Origin of the sequence: Mesorhizobium sp. M0870, from assembly GCF_040319775.1 — a bacterium.
Classification (GTDB): Bacteria; Pseudomonadota; Alphaproteobacteria; order Rhizobiales; family Rhizobiaceae; genus Mesorhizobium.
The window spans coordinates 103133-119543 of the sequence record NZ_JAMYOI010000008.1; the positions used below are offsets into that span (position 1 = coordinate 103133).

Sequence of the window (16411 nt, forward strand, 5' to 3'; positions counted from 1 at the left end):
ATCTAGCGGGCGTCTACCGATTGGAGCGGCGCCAGCGAACGCAACGGCACCGCCTCCGGGAACAGATGCAGCAGCCCTGAATCGACGCGCCGGCGCAGATGCGCGTCCACTTCTGCCCTGTCCTTGCAGCCATGGAACCTGCCGCCGCAATGGTCGCGCAGGCGCACGAGATCGGCCATGACAGGCGACATCGGCAGGCCCGCCGCGTCGAGCAGGCTTGCACTGAGAAAGCCGACGTCGAGCGGCGCCAGGTCAGGCATCGGATGGCGCAAAGGATGGTTGAAGGTGGTGAGCGTGTAGAAGGTGCGGTAGGCAAGCGAGCCAGGGGTCGCCAAGGCGTCGTCCCCGGCGATCGCGTCGACGAACGGCTTGGTCGCCGACGACTGGTGATCGCCGAACTCGAGCACCACGGCGCCGCGTTCACCGGCATCCGCTTCCCTCTTGTCGAGGAAATGCTGGAAATCGCCGCGCGCTACCGCCATCCGGCGCAGATACTCATTGGCCTGGAAATCGCCCGAGAAAGGCTCGCCCTCGACCTTCAACTCGGGCTCCATCCGCCCCTCATAGGGGGAGTGCGGAAACATGGTCTGGATTTCGAGGAACAGCGGCCGGCCGTCTTCCTTGCGGTGCCTGGCGATGAATGCCTCGGCCGCCTGGTAATAAAAGATATCGCGCAGGTGGTAGAAGGGCGCGGCGATGTCCTTGATGTCGAGCACGGTCTCGAAACCGATCGATTTCAGGAACGGCCCTTCATTGACGAACGAAAAGTCCATCGGCGTCATCACGACAGTTCGATAGCCGCAGCGCGCCAGCACCTCCGGCAAGGCGCCGGCGACCTTGTCCTGCAGGGTGATGGTCAGATAGGGGCTTCGCCAGCCGAAATCGGTGGCCGACAGGCCGGTCATCAGCGACAGATTGGTGATCCAGGTGCCGCCGCCAAATGTCTCGACCTGCATCGGATGCGGCGTGCCGGCCCCCGGTGCGAACCTCTGCAGGAATCCCGCGCCATTGCCGACCTGCGGAAAATAGCCGGGATCGGATTGGCTTTCGCTGAGCACGAAAAAGACGTCGGGAAGATCAGCCCGGTCGCCGCAATCGACCGTGTCGGCAAAAGGCTGCTGCGGCGCGACGGCTTGCAGCCGCTTTTCGAAGCCCGATTCAACAACGAGGTTGTGCAAATCCAGCAGCGAGACGAAGAAGGCCGACATGTGCCGGCCCTGCATGTAGTAGAAATAGCGGTCCTTCGAGGCCTCGGCCGGAAAGGTCAGCGGCACCAGGACGACGAGCGCCGACATCACCAGAACGCGTGCCGACACCGACCAGCCGATTTTTCGATCGATCCGGAACAGAAGGATCGCAGCCCCGATGCCGAGCACCAGGGCAACAACGACCGGCGCGATCAGATGGAGGTAGGAGCCGAGCAGGAAGCGGTACACTTCCGGATCCTTCGACACGAAGACCGTGTCGTAGAAGTGCAGCGAAAACCCCTTCATCCTGAATTTAATCGCTGACACCACTGTGATGAAAGCGATGCCCATCCAGGCGAGATAGACGGAAAAGACAAGGCGCCCCGAAGCCAGGAAGAGAAGTCCGGCAAGGGCAGCCACCAGCGCCAGCGAGAACGGCACCGACAGCCATTCGTGCTCGGCCCGTCCGGCGGCGAAGACACCGGCTAAGCTGACCACGACCAGCGTCAGCGGATGACAGAGCACCCGCCCAAGGATTTGAAGCTGAGCCACAGATTTTCCCATGAATATGCCTGAGCATAGTTTCGGGAAACTCTTCGATTATTTGCGGGCTGAGAACAAATCTATAGTGAATTTAACCTTAATTCCGGGGATCGCGCTGTCCGCAACGGCGGGACCAGGTTTCACAAGCGCCTGGCCCTACCGTGCTTCGATCAGTAGTGGTGCCAGCGATGCCAGCGATGGTGCGGATGCCAGACGTGGACCGGAGCGTGCCAGTAGTGGTAGCGCGGGCGCACGATGACGACGCCGCTCGGCACGCAACGTCCCCATCTGTTCGGATGCCAGCCGATGCCGCAGCCCCAGCGGACATGCTCGACCGATGCCTGGGCGGCCGGCTGGGCAACGGACACGATGGGCATTGCGCTGGACGCGGTGGCTGTCACGACCGTTCCGCTGAGGGCCAGCATAGCGGCTGCTGCGTAGTTTTTCAGGCGACTCATAATTGGACTCCGAGTGCTTTCGAGTTTGAAGATGGCCGCCCTGCATGGTGCGATCGGGCAGGCTTGTCCCTTCGCATCGTTAAACGGCGTCTCCGGCCTTTTCCGTCGGTCGTCATGGCGATTTTTTCGGCGCAACGGCGGCGCGGCGTTCCATATGGCGCAGCAATGCCTGTGCCAGCACGCTCCGGTTTTCGTGTGACGTGTTCGCCGCGAAGTCGACAATGGCCTGTTCAAGCCGGCTGCGCACCGTCACATCGGCATTGCGTGCCCGCTCCAGCGCGGCGGACAAGGCGGCCTTGTCCATGACAGGCTGCTGCAACAGGTCCGCTGCCTCCTGCCTCGCCTGCTGGCCATCTAGAATGATCTGCCGGGACTCCACGCGAACCTGGCGCAGCGCCAGGCGGAACGCCTTGCGGTCCTGGTTGGGAAGCTGTCGGCCAGCCGATTCCAGCGAGACACCCGATTTGGCATTTCTCAGCCAGACCGCACCGCCGGCAAATGCGCCTGCAAGAAAGACGTTCAGCACCACGGAAGCAATGACCAGGCCACGGATCCAGCGGGGGCTCATAGGTTTTCCTCACCGTTCTCGGCATCGGGGCCGGCATCGCCAAACGCCGTCACATTGGCATCCAGCACATAATGGTCCGGCTGGACCTCCGGCGTGACGATGGTCACCAGGGCCAGTCCTGCCACGGCACCGGCCAGACCAATACCGGCAAGTCCAAGTCCCAGCCACCAGAACCACTGACGCCGGCGCTGGACGAGGTGCCGGCCGGCAGCCTGCAGAATGCTGCTGTGCAGCGCCTTGTCCGTGGCGTCGACGCGGTAGCTGTCGAGCAGCGCGTCAAGTGCCCCGGCCTGCCTCAAGATGGCCTTGCCCGCGCCGCTCGCGGCAAAGACCGTGCCGGCCATTCGCTCAGCCTCGGGCCATCGCCGCAAGTCGCCGCCATAGGCCTGTGCCAAGGCGGCAAAGCGCCTGGCATCCATTTCGTTTCTGGACCCTTCAGCCATGTGTCTCCTCCTTGCCCGTCGGCGCCGAGCGCCAGGCGGCACCAGCAAGGCGCAATGGCCGTAGTGCGTTGGTGCTTGCCCGGTGCTTACTCATCGGCGCCATCCCCCGTCAGGATCGCCTGCAGCGACCGCCGGCCGCGCGCAAGCAGGCTCTCCAGGGCATCGACGCTGATCTGCAAGGTCGCTGCCGCCTCGATATTGGACATCTCCTGATAGTAGACCAGAACGATCGCTTCGCGCTGGCGCGGCGCTATGGCTTGCAGTGCCCGTTCGACCCGAAGCGCGTCCTCTTGGCGAGGGGCGTCGGGAAGTGCCGCAGGGTCGACCACGTCCGGCAGGTCGCCGGTCACCCATTCGCGCCTGCGACGCAGCCGGTCGTAGCAAAGGTTGAGCGTCACCCGGTGGATCCAGCTGTCGAAGCGCGCATTGCCGCGCCGCCAGCTCGCGGCATGGCGCCAGATCCGCACGAAGGTTTCCTGCGCGACATCCTCGGCCTCCGCCGCATCGCCGAGCATGCGCACGGCAAGCGCCAGGATACGCGGCAGCTTGCGCGCGACGAGCGTTTGCACGGCTGCGGGCTCGCCGGCGCCAACACGGCGAACCAGCTCCTCGTCCGGATCCGCAGCCATCAGTCGGCGCACTCCCGATGTTCATCGCGCGTCATTGCCTCTTGGTCATTGTTCCTGCTTGGGAGCGGTTTTGTGGCCCGGCAGTTCGTCGGCCGTTAAAATGCCGTCGGCATTCTTGTCCAGCCGGGCGAAGCGCTTGGCGAAGAATGCATCGAGTTCGGCGCGATCGATGAAGCCGTCATGGTTGGAATCGATCCGCGCGAAGGATTTGGCGGCGTCGCCTTTGGCGTTGCGCTTCGTCTGAAAGGCGTCCCATTCCAGCAGGCTGATCTTGCCGTCGCCATCCGTGTCGGCCGCCATGATCGCCTTTTCGCGCCGCTTCTGGAATTTGGCCAGCGTGATGTCGGACCTGGTCCCCGAAGCGCCTGGCGCGGCAAGTGGCGCGGCCGTTGACGGTGCAGGCGGCGTCGCTGCCTGGGCGAAAGCCGCAACGGTCTGCAAACTCAAGGCAACGACTGATATCGAACGACTGATCATGTTGTGCGTCTCCAGGTTGGCGCGACGCAGACGGCTTGTGCCGCCATCGCGCTTCAACCGTTAAACGCCGCGACCCGGAAAATCCGTCGGTCGCGCGTGCTGATCCGTTCAAGCCCGGACAACAGAGGGTGCCCATCCCGATCTGATCGGGATGGAAGAAACTCTAGTCCGACTGGTCGGCCGCAATCAGTTGTTCGGGCTTGAACCCGGCATGTTGCGGGGTCCACACCTCGCCCTCGCGATTGAACCAGTGGCACAGATACATGCCCGAGGCTGCGCCATCGCTGATCGTCATCCTGGGGCCTCCGGATTTCAGCCTGACGACGTCTCCGGTCTTGAAATTGTTGGGCATTTTTTGACCTCCCATGCTGAGGCCATGAGTTTCACACCAAACCGGGGTCTCGACAATGGCAGATCTGCCAGGCCGGCGTCGCAGTCCTTTGCACCAGCTGCGAAGGGGCAGACGACAAAACGGAGGAGGAATGGTGCCGCTTGCGTGACTCGAACACGCGACCCCCGCATTACGAATGCGGTGCTCTACCAACTGAGCTAAAGCGGCCCGGGAAGCCAAGGCCTCCAAGATGCGGCGGTGATAGACGCAACCGGGCGCGAATTCAAGATGCGACTTGGCAATTCCTGCGTCGGCGTCATGGCACCCTCGAAAGCCGGCCGCCGCCGCCTTGTCCGCGAGTCAATCGCCAAGGGAATACGGCGCACGGTGCGTGCGCTCCCTGTGCGCGAAAATCGGCGAAGCATGCTGATTTTGTTGCCGGAACAGCGCCGGAATGGACTTTGCACACCTCTGCGAGGCAGAATACGCCGCTCGCCCGTTGATTGATTGGTCGCCTGCGGCTAACGATCACGGCAAGGTTGGCAAAGACAGAGGGACCTGCTTGGACGCGATCGAAAAAGCGATCCGGAACGCCTTGGAGAAAGGCAATGCCGAGGACCGCGCGTTCCGCGAGAGGGTCTATCGCTCGGCTTTTGCCGCGCTCGATCGCGCGCTCCAGGCCAATCCCGGTGTGACCGTTGAGGTCGCCATCAAGCGCCGCAAGGCAATCCAGGCGAAAATCACCGAAATCGAATCCGAGTTCCTGCCGGCGGTGCCGGATGCCGGCCCGCAGGGCGATGCACCGGCGGTCGAACTCGGAGCGGACCCGGCGCCCGCGGTCGAAACCGGCCGACAGGCATCGTCCCCCGATGTCGTCGTCGACGGACCCGTGCAATCCGCTGCCGATGCGCCGCGCTCCCGCGTCCTGCCCGTCGTTCCCGATATCATGCCGGACGCCACGCTTCCCGATGCTCCGGCCATCGACATGTCGGTTCCGGCCTCGGCCGGTGCGACGACGGAAGTGGCGCCCGACCGCGATGAACGGCGCATAAGGGGACGTCGCCTGCCGCTGACCGCCATCTTCCTGACCGTGACACTGCTCGCCGCGGTTGGCATCGGCCTGTTCTTCGCCGTGCAGACCGGCGTGTTCAAGACATCCGCGCAACTCGACACCGCCCCGCCGCAGGCGCCGCCGACCGTCGAGGACGACGATTTCACACCGGCCGACGGCGGTCCGGCAAAACCCGGCGCCGCGGACCAGGCGCGCGACTGGATCAATGTGTTTTCGCCGGCCGATGCATCCCATGTCAGCGCGCCGTCTGACGCCAGGGCCGAGGTGATGAAGGACGATACCGGTTCGTTCCTGCGCATCCGTTCCGGCGCGTCCGGTTCGGCGATCAGTTTCGACGTCGGACAAGGCGTGCTGGAGAAGCTCGCCGGCAAACATGCCGTGTTCGACATCATTGCCCGCTCCGAAGAAGGCAAGGAGACGCAGATTTCGGTCGACTGCAATTTCGGCGAACTCGGCGACTGCGGCCGCAAGCGCTATGCGGTCGGCCAGCAGCAGAACGAATATCTGTTCGATGTGCAGTTTCCGGACAAGCATCCGGGCTCGGCCGGCACCATTGCCATCAATTCCGACTTCGACAAGCAGGGTAAGGCCGCGGACATCTACGAAATCCGCGTTTCGATCGAGCCGTAAGAGCGCTGAACGGCTAGCGGTCGAGCAGCGCCTGCAGCGTCTCGATGCGGTCGGCCTCGTTGGCCGGCTTGTCCCAGCGCAGCCGCGAAATGCGGGGAAAGCGCATGGCGACGCCGGATTTGTGCCGGGTCGAGCGGTTCAGCCCTTCGAAGGCGACTTCCAGCACCAGGCCGTTGTCGCGGTCGGCCCGCACCGAACGCACCGGCCCGAAACGCTCGATCGTGTTGTCGCGGACATATTTGTCGATCTGCTTCAGCTCCGCATCGGTGAAGCCGAAATAGGCCTTGCCGACCGGCACCAGTTCCTCCTCGCCTTCGGCACCTGTCCAGACACCGAACGTATAGTCGGAATAGAAGCTCGAGCGTTTGCCGTGGCCGCGCTGGGCATACATCAGCACGGCGTCCACCGTGTGCGGATCGCGTTTCCATTTGAACCATGGACCTTTCGGCCGGCCGGCGACATAGGCTGAGTCCCAGCGCTTCAGCATGACGCCTTCGATGATCGGATGCGGCGGCACCCGGCGCAGTTCCTCCAGCGTTTGCCAATCCGTGAAGTCGACGAATGGCGAAATATCGAAACGGCTCGGGTCGAGCGTTCCGACAAACGCTTCCAGCCGGCCGCGCCGCTCGCGAAACGACAGCGCGCGCAGATCCTCGCCGCCGACCTGGAGCAGATCGTAGCAGCGCATGAAGGCCGGGTATTGCTGCTGCATCTTCGGTGTCACCGTCTTGCGGTTCAGCCGCTGCTGCAGATCCGAGAACGTTCCCGTCGCCTGCCGGGGATCGCCGACAAGCAGTTCGCCGTCCAGCGTTGCGGAAAAATGCATGGCATCGGCGAGGTCCGGAAAGGCACCCGAAACGTCATCGCCGGTGCGCGAATAGAGCCGGCGGATGCCGCCCTCGGCCACCGCCTGGACACGGATGCCGTCCCATTTCCATTCTGCGGCATAATCCGCCGGATCGAGCTTTTCGAGATCGCCTTCACTGAGCGGGTTCGACAGCATTACCGGGCGAAACAATGCCAACGCCGTGTTCCTGGGCTTTTCGGCCTTGCCCTCCAGCCACGCGAACAGCGCTGTGTAAGGCGGTGACAGCCCGTGCCAGAGCTCCTCGATCTCGGCCACTTCGACCTTGCCGAAATCGGCCAGCGCCTGTTTGGCCAGCCGCGCCGATACGCCGATGCGCAGCCCGCCGGTGACCAATTTGATGATGGCAAAGCGCGCCGAGGTGCCGGCGCTGTCGAGCAGCCCGGCCAGTACCTTCGGCCCGTCGGAGCGGCTCGCCGCCTGCAGTCTGGCCACGACCTCGCCAAGCGTCGGCTCGCGGTTCGGAAGGTTTCCGGGCGTTTGCGGCCAGACCAGCGACACCGTTTCGGCGAGATCGCCGACATAGTCGTAGGAATAGCCGAACAGCACCGGATCCATGCGCTCGGTGACCAGCATGCGCAGCATCGCCGGCTTGACCGCGGCAATGTGGAGATCGCCGGTGATGGCAGCCAGCGCCAGCCCGCGATCGGGATCCTCCACGGCTCGGAAATAGTCGGTCAGCAAGGTCAGCTTGCCATTGCGCGACGGCGTCAGCACCAGGCGGTCGAGAAGCTCGGCGAAGCGGTTCATGGTGACACTACTGGATGGGCTTGGCACTTCGGCACACCCCCCTCTGTCCTGCCGGACATCTCCCCCGCAAGGGGGGAGATTGACAGCTTCGATGCCAGCACTCTCCTTGCGCGGTTGGTGATTAGCGAAAGCGGCGGTGACATCTGATCTCCCCCCTTGCGGGGGAGATGGCCGGCAGGCCAGAGGGGGGTGTGAAGGATCGCGGCGCCGGTGATTGGTGGATCAGCAACTAGCATCAATCGCCCTCGTCCTCGTACCCTACCAGGTGCAGTGGTCGCGCCGCGATGCCTTCGAGCTCGCACCAGCGCACCAGCGCTTCCTCGCGGCCATGCGTCACCCAGATTTCCTCGGCTCCGGTCTCCCTAATGGTGGCGGTCAGCTCATCCCAGTCGGCATGGTCCGAGATGATCAGCGGCAGTTCGACGCCGCCTTGCTTGGCGCGCTGGCGAATGCGCATCCAGCCTGACGCGAAGCACGAGATCGGATCGGGAAAGCGCCGCGCCCAGCGGTCGGCGAAGGCCGATGGCGGGCCGACGACGATGGCGCCGGTAAAATCATCCTTGCCCCCGCTTTCGACGGTTGCCGGCTCCAGTTGCCCAAGGTCTATGCCTTGGCTCTGGTAATACTCACTGAGTTTGGCCAGCGCGCCATGGATGTAGAGCGGCCTGTCGTAGCCGGCGTCGCGCAACAGCCGCATCACCCTTTGCGCCTTGCCCAGCGCATAGGCGCCGACCAGATGCGAGCGCTCGGGGAACTGCGCTGCCGATTTCAGCAGGCGGGCGATCTCTTCGGTATCGGGGGGATGGCGAAACACCGGCAGGCCGAAGGTCGCTTCGGTGATGAACACATCGCACTGGATCGGCTCGAATGGCGCGCAGGTCGCGTCTCTCTGCCGCTTGTAGTCGCCGGAAGCGACGATGCGCGTGCCCTGATGCTCGACCGCTATCTGCGCCGAGCCCAGCACATGGCCGGCTGGATGGAAGCTGACGCTGATGCCATTGAGTGCAATCGTCTCGCCGAGCTGTGCCGCTTGCGTCGCGCCAGCGAAATTCTCGCCGTAGCGCAGGCCCATAATGTCGAGCGTCTGCCGCGTCGCCAGCACCGAGCGGTGGTCGGAACGTGCGTGATCGGAATGGCCATGCGTGATCAGTGCCCGGTTGACCGGCCGGACCGGGTCGATGAAGAAATCGCCCGGCGGGCAATAGAGGCCCTCGGGCCGGGGATGAAGCAGGTCGCTGGGGCGCATGATCCCCAAGATAGGATATAATTCCGCGGCGGGAAGCCTGTTGTAACTCACTGCTGACTCCCGCATAGAGCACCGCCGGCTCGATCCGCCGGCAGGACCCATCGCCATGAAACCGCTTCAAGCCTCGTCCGGCGACTTAAACGCCGATCGTCGTGCCGATTATGCCGAGATGCTGCACGCGGATGGCGATCACGCAGCAGCGGCGGAATTGCTGCTCGGCGCGCTGGAAATGACACCGCAATGGGCCATGGGCTGGTTTCGCCTCGGTGAGATGCAGCAGGCGGCGGGCGCGGCGGATCTGGCTGCACAGGCCTGGACGATGTCGCTGCAGCTCGATCCATCGGATCGTCAAGGCGCTGCACTGAACCTGCAATTGATCGGCAAGGCGCCGGCGCTCGACGCGCTCCCCAGCGCCTTCGTCGAGACACTGTTCGACCATTATGCCGAGAGCTTCGACGAGTCCCTGGTCGGCAGGCTGGGGTACCGGCTGCCTGAGATGCTCGACCAAGCCATTCGAGCGGCAAGGCCGGGCCGCTTCGCGCTGGCGCTCGATCTTGGCTGCGGCACCGGCCTGACGGGACAGAGGCTGCGGCCGATCGCCGACCGGCTGGAGGGATATGACATTTCGGCCAGGATGCTGAGAAAGGCGCGGACCAAGGGCGTCTACGATTTCCTCGATAAGGCCGATCTGCGGGATTTTCCCTATGCCGGTCCGAAAGCCGATCTGGTGACGGTGGCCGATGTTTTCATCTATGTCGGCGCGTTGGGCGGCGTGGTGAAGACGATTGCCGGGCTGCTGGCCACGGATGGCCTGTTCGCATTTTCCGTGGAGACGCTGGCTGGCGACGGCGATTTCATGCTGCTGCCGTCGCGCCGCTATGCGCATGCGCAACACTATGTGCGCGAGGTCCTGGCCGCCAACGGGCTTTCGGTCCTGTCACTGGAACCAACCGTGATCCGGCAGGATCGCGGGGAACACGTCAACGGGCTGATCGTTGTGGCCGGGGCTCCGAACTCAGCCTAGCAAAGACCTGGCGACAGCCAGTTCGGCGGTGTCCGCCGTTTTGCCGGGCAGCGCGATAGGAATTTTTTCTTGACATCCTGCCCTCAGCTATGATACATTTTCGCCCATGGTGCTGATTTGTGCCAGTCACCCGCCGCACAGGCGGTTTTTCGTTTGATGCTCCGTCAGCCACGCGCCGGCCAAGGCTCCGAAGGAACCCTTTGCCCCGAACTCGCAGCCCTGCCGTTGTGGCAGGCAAGCTGCCGGCGAAGGGGTCTATCGCCACCTCGCAAACATTCTTGCTGTGAAAAAGTCCGATTTGCATGCGCGACTGATATTTGCGATCTGCTCGCATCAGGGTGGGATATCAGGAGGAGCATAGTCGATGCGCTGGAACATGATGATCTTGGCCTCTTGCCTGCTGACCGCCGGCTGCGTCGGCGGCACTTCGATGTCGGAACAGCAGGATGCGAACGTCCAGTCCTCCCTGCAATATGACAACGTGCCCTGCGACCAGTTGCTGGCGCAGCGCAACGGCTTGGCGCAGCAATACAACCTTCCGACGAAGGCCAAGCCGACCTTCTCCAATCCGGCGATGGGCTTCGGCCCGTTCACGCCTGACATGCGCTCCAAGGCCAAACGCGATACCGACAAGGCGAGCGGCGAGATCGATGCCATGAACCGGTCGATCGATCGCCGCGAATGCGGCCAGCCGGACAAGCAGAAGAAACTCGCCCTGCCTGGCTAAAGATCCGAGGCCGCCACGGGTTGAGAATCGCAGGCAACAAACCACCTCGTAGGGCACGATCGGATGCATCTCTCGGAGCTAGGGGACCGCATATGTATCTTGGGGCCGTCCAACAGCGGCAAGTCGACCCTTGCCGCTGCGATTGCCCGCAAACGTGATCTGGCGACTATTCATCTAGATCAACTCTTCCATCTCCCGAACACGGATTGGGAAGCGCGCCCAAGGGACGAATTCATTGCTTTGCATGACGCCGCTATCGCCGGCGAGCGTTGGGTGATGGATGGAAATTATTCGGTTTGCATGCCCCAACGCTTTCTGCGAGCGACGGGATTGATCTTGTTGGATATATCGACGCCGACAAGCCTGCTGCGCTATATCAGGCGAACACTGTTTGAGATTGAGCGGCGCGGTGCCTAGGAGGGCGGGCACGACAGCATCAAATGGGATATGATCCACCATATCACCGTGGCCACACCGAAAAATCGCAACCGGTACCGGGCAATGTTCGAACAACTCGATCTGCCAAAGGTCCAGTTGTCGTCACTGCGGGCAATCAAGAAATGCTTCCGGGAGTGGGACCTGGCCCGATGAGGCTGTCCTGGTTAATACCCTGCCTCGCGGTCCACCAGATTGTCGAGCTTTTCGCCGCGCTCGAAGGCGTCCATCTGGCGCAGCATAATCGGCGCCAAATGGACAGGGTCGGAGGTCGCCGCCGCGTGCGGCGTCACGAACACTTTTGGATGCCCCCACAGCGGACTGGTCTTCGGCAGCGGTTCGACCTCGAACACGTCGAGGCTTGCCTCCTTCAATGTGCCGTCATCCAGTGCCCGCAAAATGTCGGCATCCTTCTGCAGGCGGCCGCGTCCGGCATTGATCAGCACAGAGCCGCCGAGGCCGTTGCGTTTGCGCAATTCCTTCAGCACGCCATAGTTGATGATGCCCTTTGTCTCCGGCGTCAGCGGCAAAAGCACGACCAGGATGTCGGTTGCCTTGAGGAAGGGGATCAGCCCGGCTTCGCCGGAATAGGTCGCGACGCCTTCCATGGCCTTGTCGGTGCGCGACCAGCCATTGACGGCAAAGCCGAGCGACAAAAGCACCGAGGCCGCGGCGCGGCCGAGACTGCCGAGGCCCATGATGCCAACCGAAATGTCACCGGCAGGCCTCTGCTGCGGCTCGTGCCAGATCTTCTTCGGCTGCTGCGACCGGTAGAGCAGGCCCTGGCGGTGATGGTCGAGAACCCGCCAGACGACATATTCGGTCATGTACTGGGTGAGGTTGTCGGCGACGACCTTGACGATCGGCACATCGGGCAGGCCGGGATCGGCGAAGATATGATCGACGCCGGCGCCGATCGAGAAGATGGCGCGCAGATTGGGCAGCGACGACAACAGGTTCGGCTTCTGCTTCCACACCACGGCATAGGTGATCGACGGGTCGCTGGCGCCGTCGGGCTCCAGCACCACCTCGCGCTCGGCCGACAGGAGCTCGCGCCAGCGCTGCGGATGAAAGCCGGTGACGGCAAGCAGGATACGGCCTTTTTCCATTGCGGTCTTTTAGTCCCTCTCTACGCAAATCACTCGCTGACGATGCCGACCGGTGCCGTCTCGATTTTGAAGGCGGCCGAGATCAGCGCCCGAGTATAGTCGGTTTGCGGATTTTCAAAAATCTGCTGGGAAGGACCGGCTTCGACGATCCGGCCATTGCGCATGACGATGACGTCGTTGGCCAGCGCCCGGATGACTTTCAAATCATGGCTGATGAAGAGATAGGCGAGATCGTGCTTGGCCTGCAGGCTGCGCAGCAGATCGACGACCTGCGCCTGCACGCTCATGTCAAGTGCCGATGTCGGCTCGTCCAGCATGACGAAGCGCGGGTTGAGCACCATGGCGCGTGCGATGGCGACGCGCTGGCGCTGGCCGCCGGAAAACTCGTGCGGATAGCGGTTGCGTGTCGCAGGGTCTAGCCCGACCTCCTTCAGCACGGCGGCCACCTTGTCGTCGCGCTCGTCGGGCGACAGCTTCGGCTCGTGGATCTTGAGGCCTTCTTCGATGATCTCTGCGATCGACATGCGCGGGCTGAGCGAGCCGAACGGATCCTGGAAGACGATCTGCAATTCGCGCCTGAGCGGCCGCATGGCGTTGAAAGTCAGCTGGTTGATGTCGCGACCGTTGAACTGGATCGTTCCGGTCGACGAAATCATTCTTGCCAGCGCCAGGCCGAGCGTCGTCTTGCCGGAGCCGGATTCGCCAACCACGCCAAGCGTCTGGCCGGCGCGCACGGTGACATCGATGCCGTCGACCGCCTTCACATTGTCGACGGTGCGGCGGAAGAAGCCCTGCTTGATCGGGAACCAGACCTTTATGTCCTTGCCGGTCATGACAGGCTTGGCGGCGGCATTGGCGGCCGGCGGCTTGCCCTTCGGCTCGGCCGCCAGCAGATGCCGCGTATAGGCATGCTGCGGATTGGCGAAGATCTCCTTGGTCGGCCCGGTCTCGACGATCTTGCCCTTGGTCATCACGCAGACGCGGTCGGCAATCTTGCGCACGATGCCGAGATCATGGGTGATGAACAGCATCGACATGCCCTTGCGGCTCTTCAAGCCGGCCAGCAGTTCGAGGATCTGCGCCTGCACGGTGACGTCGAGTGCCGTCGTCGGCTCGTCGGCGATCAGAAGTTCGGGCTCGTTGGCCAGCGCCATGGCGATCATCACGCGCTGACGCTGGCCGCCGGACAACTGGTGTGGATAGGCATCGAGGCGCTTGTGCGGATCGCGGATGCCGACCTCGTTGAGCAAGGCCAGTGTGCGTTCCTTGGCCGGGCGGTCGGCCATGCCCTGATGCAGCTTCAGGATCTCGACGATCTGCTGCTCGATCGTGTGCAGCGGATTGAGCGAGGTCATCGGCTCCTGAAAGATCATGGTGATCTTGTTGCCGCGCACCTGCCGCAACTGCTTCTCGCTCATCGCCAGCAGGTCGGCGCCCTGGAACAGGATCTTTCCCGAGGGGTGGCTGGCGCTTGGATAGGGCAGCAGCTTCAGCACCGAAAGCGCCGAGACCGATTTGCCGGAGCCGGATTCGCCGACCAGCGCCACCGTCTCGCCCTTGGCGATGTCGAACGAGATGTGGTCGACGGCCGTCGACTGGCTACCGCCCTGGCTGAAGGCGACGCTGAGGTCCTGTACGCTGAGCAAGGGGGCTTCGCTCATCTGAAGGTCTTGCGCGGATCGAAGGCATCGCGCGTCGCCTCGCCGACGAAGACCAGCAGCGACAGCATCAGCGAGATGACGACGAAGCCGGAGATGCCGAGCCACGGCGCATTGAGGTTCCGCTGCGCCTGCTTGAGCAGTTCGCCGAGCGAGGCGGAGCCGGGCGGCAGGCCAAAGCCGAGGTAGTCGAGTGAGGTCAGCGTCGAGATCGAGCCTGAGAGCAGGAAGGGCATGAAGGTCAATGTCGCCACCATGGCGTTGGGCAGCAGGTGCCGGAACATGATGGTGCGGTTGGGCACGCCGAGTGCCCGGGCCGCGTTGACATATTCGAAATTGCGGGCGCGCAGGAACTCGGCCCGCACCACGCCGACCAGCGCCACCCAGGAGAACAGCAGCATCAGGCCGAGCAGGATGAAGAAGCCCGGCGGCAGGATGGCGGCGACGATGAGCAGGAGATAGAGCACCGGGATGGCGGACCAGATTTCGATGAAACGCTGGAACAAGAGATCCGTCCAGCCGCCGAAATAGCCTTGCACGGCGCCGGCCGCGACGCCGATCAAGGCCGAGCCGGCGGTCAGGATCAGGCCGAACAGCACCGAAATGCGGAAACCGTAGATGACGCGCGCCAGCACGTCGCGCGCCTGGTCGTCGGTGCCGAGCCAATTCCAGTTGCCGACCATGCAGGCCGGGTCGGCGGCACCCTGCGGATACTGGTTGCAGCGCTTCGTGGCGTCATACTGCCACGACGGCTTGGCCGGCGCTGCTTCCGGAATGGCGTTGTTGACGGTCTGATAGGAGTAGCGCACCGGTGGCCAGATCATCCAGCCATTGGCGTTGATCTCGTCCTGGATGACCGGGTCGCGATAATCGGTGACGGCATAGAAACCGCCGAATTTTTCCTCGGGGTAGGCGACCAGCACCGGAAACAGGATCTCGCCCTTGTAGGAGGCGATGATCGGCTTGTCGTTGGCGATGAACTCGGAAAACAGCGACAGCACGAACAGGACGAGGAAGATCCACAGCGACCAGTAGCCGCGCCGGTTGGCTCTGAAGTTCTGCAGGCGCCGCTTGTTGAGCGGCGACAGAAACGGCCGCTTTATCCGCGCGGGTGCCGCGTCCACGGGGACTGTAGCCTCCGACATCAGACGTCTCTCCGCTCGAAATCGATGCGCGGATCGACCCAGGTGTAGAGCAGGTCGGACAAGAGACCGACGAACAGCCCCAGCAGCGAGAAGATGTAGAGGTTGGCGAACACCACGGGATAGTCGCGCTCGACCACCGACCGGAAGCCGAGCAGGCCGAGGCCATCGAGGGAAAAGATGTTCTCGATCAGCAGCGAGCCGGTGAAGAAAGCCGAGATGAAGGCGCCGGGAAAGCCGGCGATGACGATCAGCATGGCGTTGCGGAAGACGTGGCCGTAGAGCACCTGCCGTTCCGACAGACCCTTGGCCCTCGCCGTCACCACATACTGCTTGCGGATTTCTTCGAGGAACGAGTTCTTGGTCAGCAGCGTCGTGGTGGCGAAGGCCGATAGCACCAGTGCGGTCAGCGGCAAGGTCATGTGCCAGAAATAGTCGACGATCTTTCCCCACCAGGACAATTGATCCCAATTGTCCGAGGTGAGGCCGCGCAACGGAAACCAGTCCCAGAAAGACCCGCCGGCAAACAGCACCATCAGCATGATGCCGAACAGGAAGCCCGGAATGGCATAGCCGACAATGACGACGCCGCTGGTCCAGACGTCGAAGGGAGTGCCGTCCTTGACCGCCTTGCGGATGCCGAGCGGGATCGAGATCAGGTAGGACAACAGCGTGATCCACAGCCCGATCGAGATCGACACCGGCATTTTCTCCAGGATCAGGTCGAGCACCGAAATGTCGCGGAAATAGCTGTCGCCGAAATCAAAGCGGGCGTAATTCCAAAGCATCATGCCGAAGCGCTCGAGCGGCGGCTTGTCGAAGCCGAACTGCTTCTCCAGCTTCTTGATGAATTCCGGATCGAGTCCCTGCGCACCGCGATATTTGGAACTGACGTCGCCGGCGGCATCGAAATTGCCGCCAGCGCCCGCGTCGCCACCACCGCCGCCGAGGCGGTCGCTGCCGCCCTGATTGGTCAGCCGGGCGATGACCTGTTCGACCGGACCGCCGGGGGCGAACTGGATGACGGCGAAGGATATCGCCATGATGCCGAACAGCGTCGGGATCATCAAAAGGATGCGGCGCAGGATATAGGCGCCCATCAGGCCTTCTGCCCTCG

At 63.2% G+C, this 16411-nt stretch carries 16 protein-coding genes, 1 tRNA gene and 1 pseudogene; 4 read left to right on the forward strand and 14 right to left on the reverse strand.

Annotation, left to right across the window (positions count from 1 at the left end; all coding sequences use genetic code 11):
* Positions 1-2 precede the first annotated feature (2 nt).
* From NKH97_RS12215 to NKH97_RS12250, 8 genes are all read right to left on the reverse strand, one after another.
* Positions 3-1739, reverse strand: coding sequence for a sulfatase-like hydrolase/transferase (locus NKH97_RS12215; protein ID WP_352796993.1), 1737 nt, complete (start codon positions 1737-1739; stop codon positions 3-5).
* 161 nt (positions 1740-1900) lie between these two features.
* Positions 1901-2188 carry a GCG_CRPN prefix-to-repeats domain-containing protein gene (locus tag NKH97_RS12220; RefSeq protein WP_023811460.1) on the reverse strand — a complete coding sequence of 96 codons (288 nt, stop codon included), beginning with the start codon at positions 2186-2188 and terminating at the stop codon, positions 1901-1903.
* A gap of 112 nt (positions 2189-2300) precedes the next feature.
* Positions 2301-2756, reverse strand: a complete 456-nt coding sequence (locus NKH97_RS12225; protein ID WP_352610780.1) for a periplasmic heavy metal sensor — start codon at positions 2754-2756, stop codon at positions 2301-2303.
* Complete coding sequence (locus NKH97_RS12230; RefSeq protein WP_352610779.1) at positions 2753-3199, reverse strand: hypothetical protein; 447 nt, start codon at positions 3197-3199, stop codon at positions 2753-2755. The genes NKH97_RS12225 and NKH97_RS12230 overlap by 4 nt, the downstream gene beginning before the upstream one ends.
* Positions 3200-3285: 86 nt before the next feature.
* Entirely contained in the window at positions 3286-3828 is a 543-nt protein-coding gene (locus tag NKH97_RS12235; RefSeq protein ID WP_023811457.1) for an RNA polymerase sigma factor, read from the reverse strand.
* 45 nt (positions 3829-3873) lie between these two features.
* Positions 3874-4305, reverse strand: coding sequence for an EF-hand domain-containing protein (locus NKH97_RS12240; RefSeq protein WP_352773453.1), 432 nt, complete (start codon positions 4303-4305; stop codon positions 3874-3876).
* Between the two features lie 163 nt (positions 4306-4468).
* Complete coding sequence (locus NKH97_RS12245; RefSeq protein ID WP_023811455.1) at positions 4469-4657, reverse strand: YodC family protein; 189 nt, start codon at positions 4655-4657, stop codon at positions 4469-4471.
* A 131-nt stretch (positions 4658-4788) separates the two neighbouring features.
* Positions 4789-4864: transfer RNA gene (locus NKH97_RS12250), tRNA-Thr, on the reverse strand.
* 334 nt (positions 4865-5198) lie between these two features.
* Between NKH97_RS12250 and NKH97_RS12255 the strand changes: the two genes are divergently transcribed.
* The gene (locus NKH97_RS12255) at positions 5199-6338 is read left to right on the forward strand and encodes a hypothetical protein (RefSeq protein ID WP_352773451.1); all 1140 of its coding nucleotides are present in this window, start codon (positions 5199-5201) and stop codon (positions 6336-6338) included.
* Between the two features lie 13 nt (positions 6339-6351).
* On the opposite strand, the gene NKH97_RS12260 is transcribed toward NKH97_RS12255, so the two are convergent.
* Both NKH97_RS12260 and NKH97_RS12265 read right to left on the reverse strand, forming a co-directional pair.
* Complete coding sequence (locus NKH97_RS12260) at positions 6352-7953, reverse strand: cisplatin damage response ATP-dependent DNA ligase (protein ID WP_023811452.1); 1602 nt, start codon at positions 7951-7953, stop codon at positions 6352-6354.
* Positions 7954-8188: 235 nt separating this feature from the next.
* Positions 8189-9199 carry a ligase-associated DNA damage response exonuclease gene (locus NKH97_RS12265; protein WP_352797002.1) on the reverse strand — a complete coding sequence of 337 codons (1011 nt, stop codon included), beginning with the start codon at positions 9197-9199 and terminating at the stop codon, positions 8189-8191.
* Between the two features lie 106 nt (positions 9200-9305).
* Between NKH97_RS12265 and NKH97_RS12270 the strand changes: the two genes are divergently transcribed.
* From NKH97_RS12270 to NKH97_RS12280, 3 genes and pseudogenes are all read left to right on the forward strand, one after another.
* Positions 9306-10223, forward strand: a complete 918-nt coding sequence (locus NKH97_RS12270; RefSeq protein ID WP_023811450.1) for a class I SAM-dependent DNA methyltransferase — start codon at positions 9306-9308, stop codon at positions 10221-10223.
* A gap of 364 nt (positions 10224-10587) precedes the next feature.
* On the forward strand, positions 10588-10950 hold the full coding sequence (locus tag NKH97_RS12275; protein ID WP_023811449.1) for a hypothetical protein: 363 nt from the start codon (positions 10588-10590) through the stop codon (positions 10948-10950).
* Between the two features lie 63 nt (positions 10951-11013).
* Positions 11014-11541, forward strand: a pseudogene (locus tag NKH97_RS12280) (P-loop NTPase family protein).
* 11 nt (positions 11542-11552) lie between these two features.
* Here the strand turns inward: NKH97_RS12280 and NKH97_RS12285 are convergent.
* Genes NKH97_RS12285 through NKH97_RS12300 form a run of 4 tightly spaced genes read right to left on the reverse strand, consistent with a single transcriptional unit; the run spans position 11553 to position 16394 of the window.
* The gene (locus NKH97_RS12285; protein WP_023811448.1) at positions 11553-12494 is read right to left on the reverse strand and encodes a 2-hydroxyacid dehydrogenase; all 942 of its coding nucleotides are present in this window, start codon (positions 12492-12494) and stop codon (positions 11553-11555) included.
* Between the two features lie 29 nt (positions 12495-12523).
* A complete protein-coding gene (locus NKH97_RS12290; protein ID WP_023811447.1) occupies positions 12524-14155 on the reverse strand; it encodes an ABC transporter ATP-binding protein in 1632 nt (543 codons plus the stop codon).
* Positions 14152-15297: an ABC transporter permease gene (locus NKH97_RS12295; RefSeq protein WP_023811446.1), complete on the reverse strand. Its 1146-nt coding sequence runs from the start codon at positions 15295-15297 to the stop codon at positions 14152-14154. The genes NKH97_RS12290 and NKH97_RS12295 overlap by 4 nt, the downstream gene beginning before the upstream one ends.
* Complete coding sequence (locus NKH97_RS12300) at positions 15297-16394, reverse strand: microcin C ABC transporter permease YejB (RefSeq protein ID WP_013527941.1); 1098 nt, start codon at positions 16392-16394, stop codon at positions 15297-15299. Before NKH97_RS12300 ends, NKH97_RS12295 begins: the two co-directional genes overlap by 1 nt.
* Between the last annotated feature and the right edge of the window lie 17 nt (positions 16395-16411).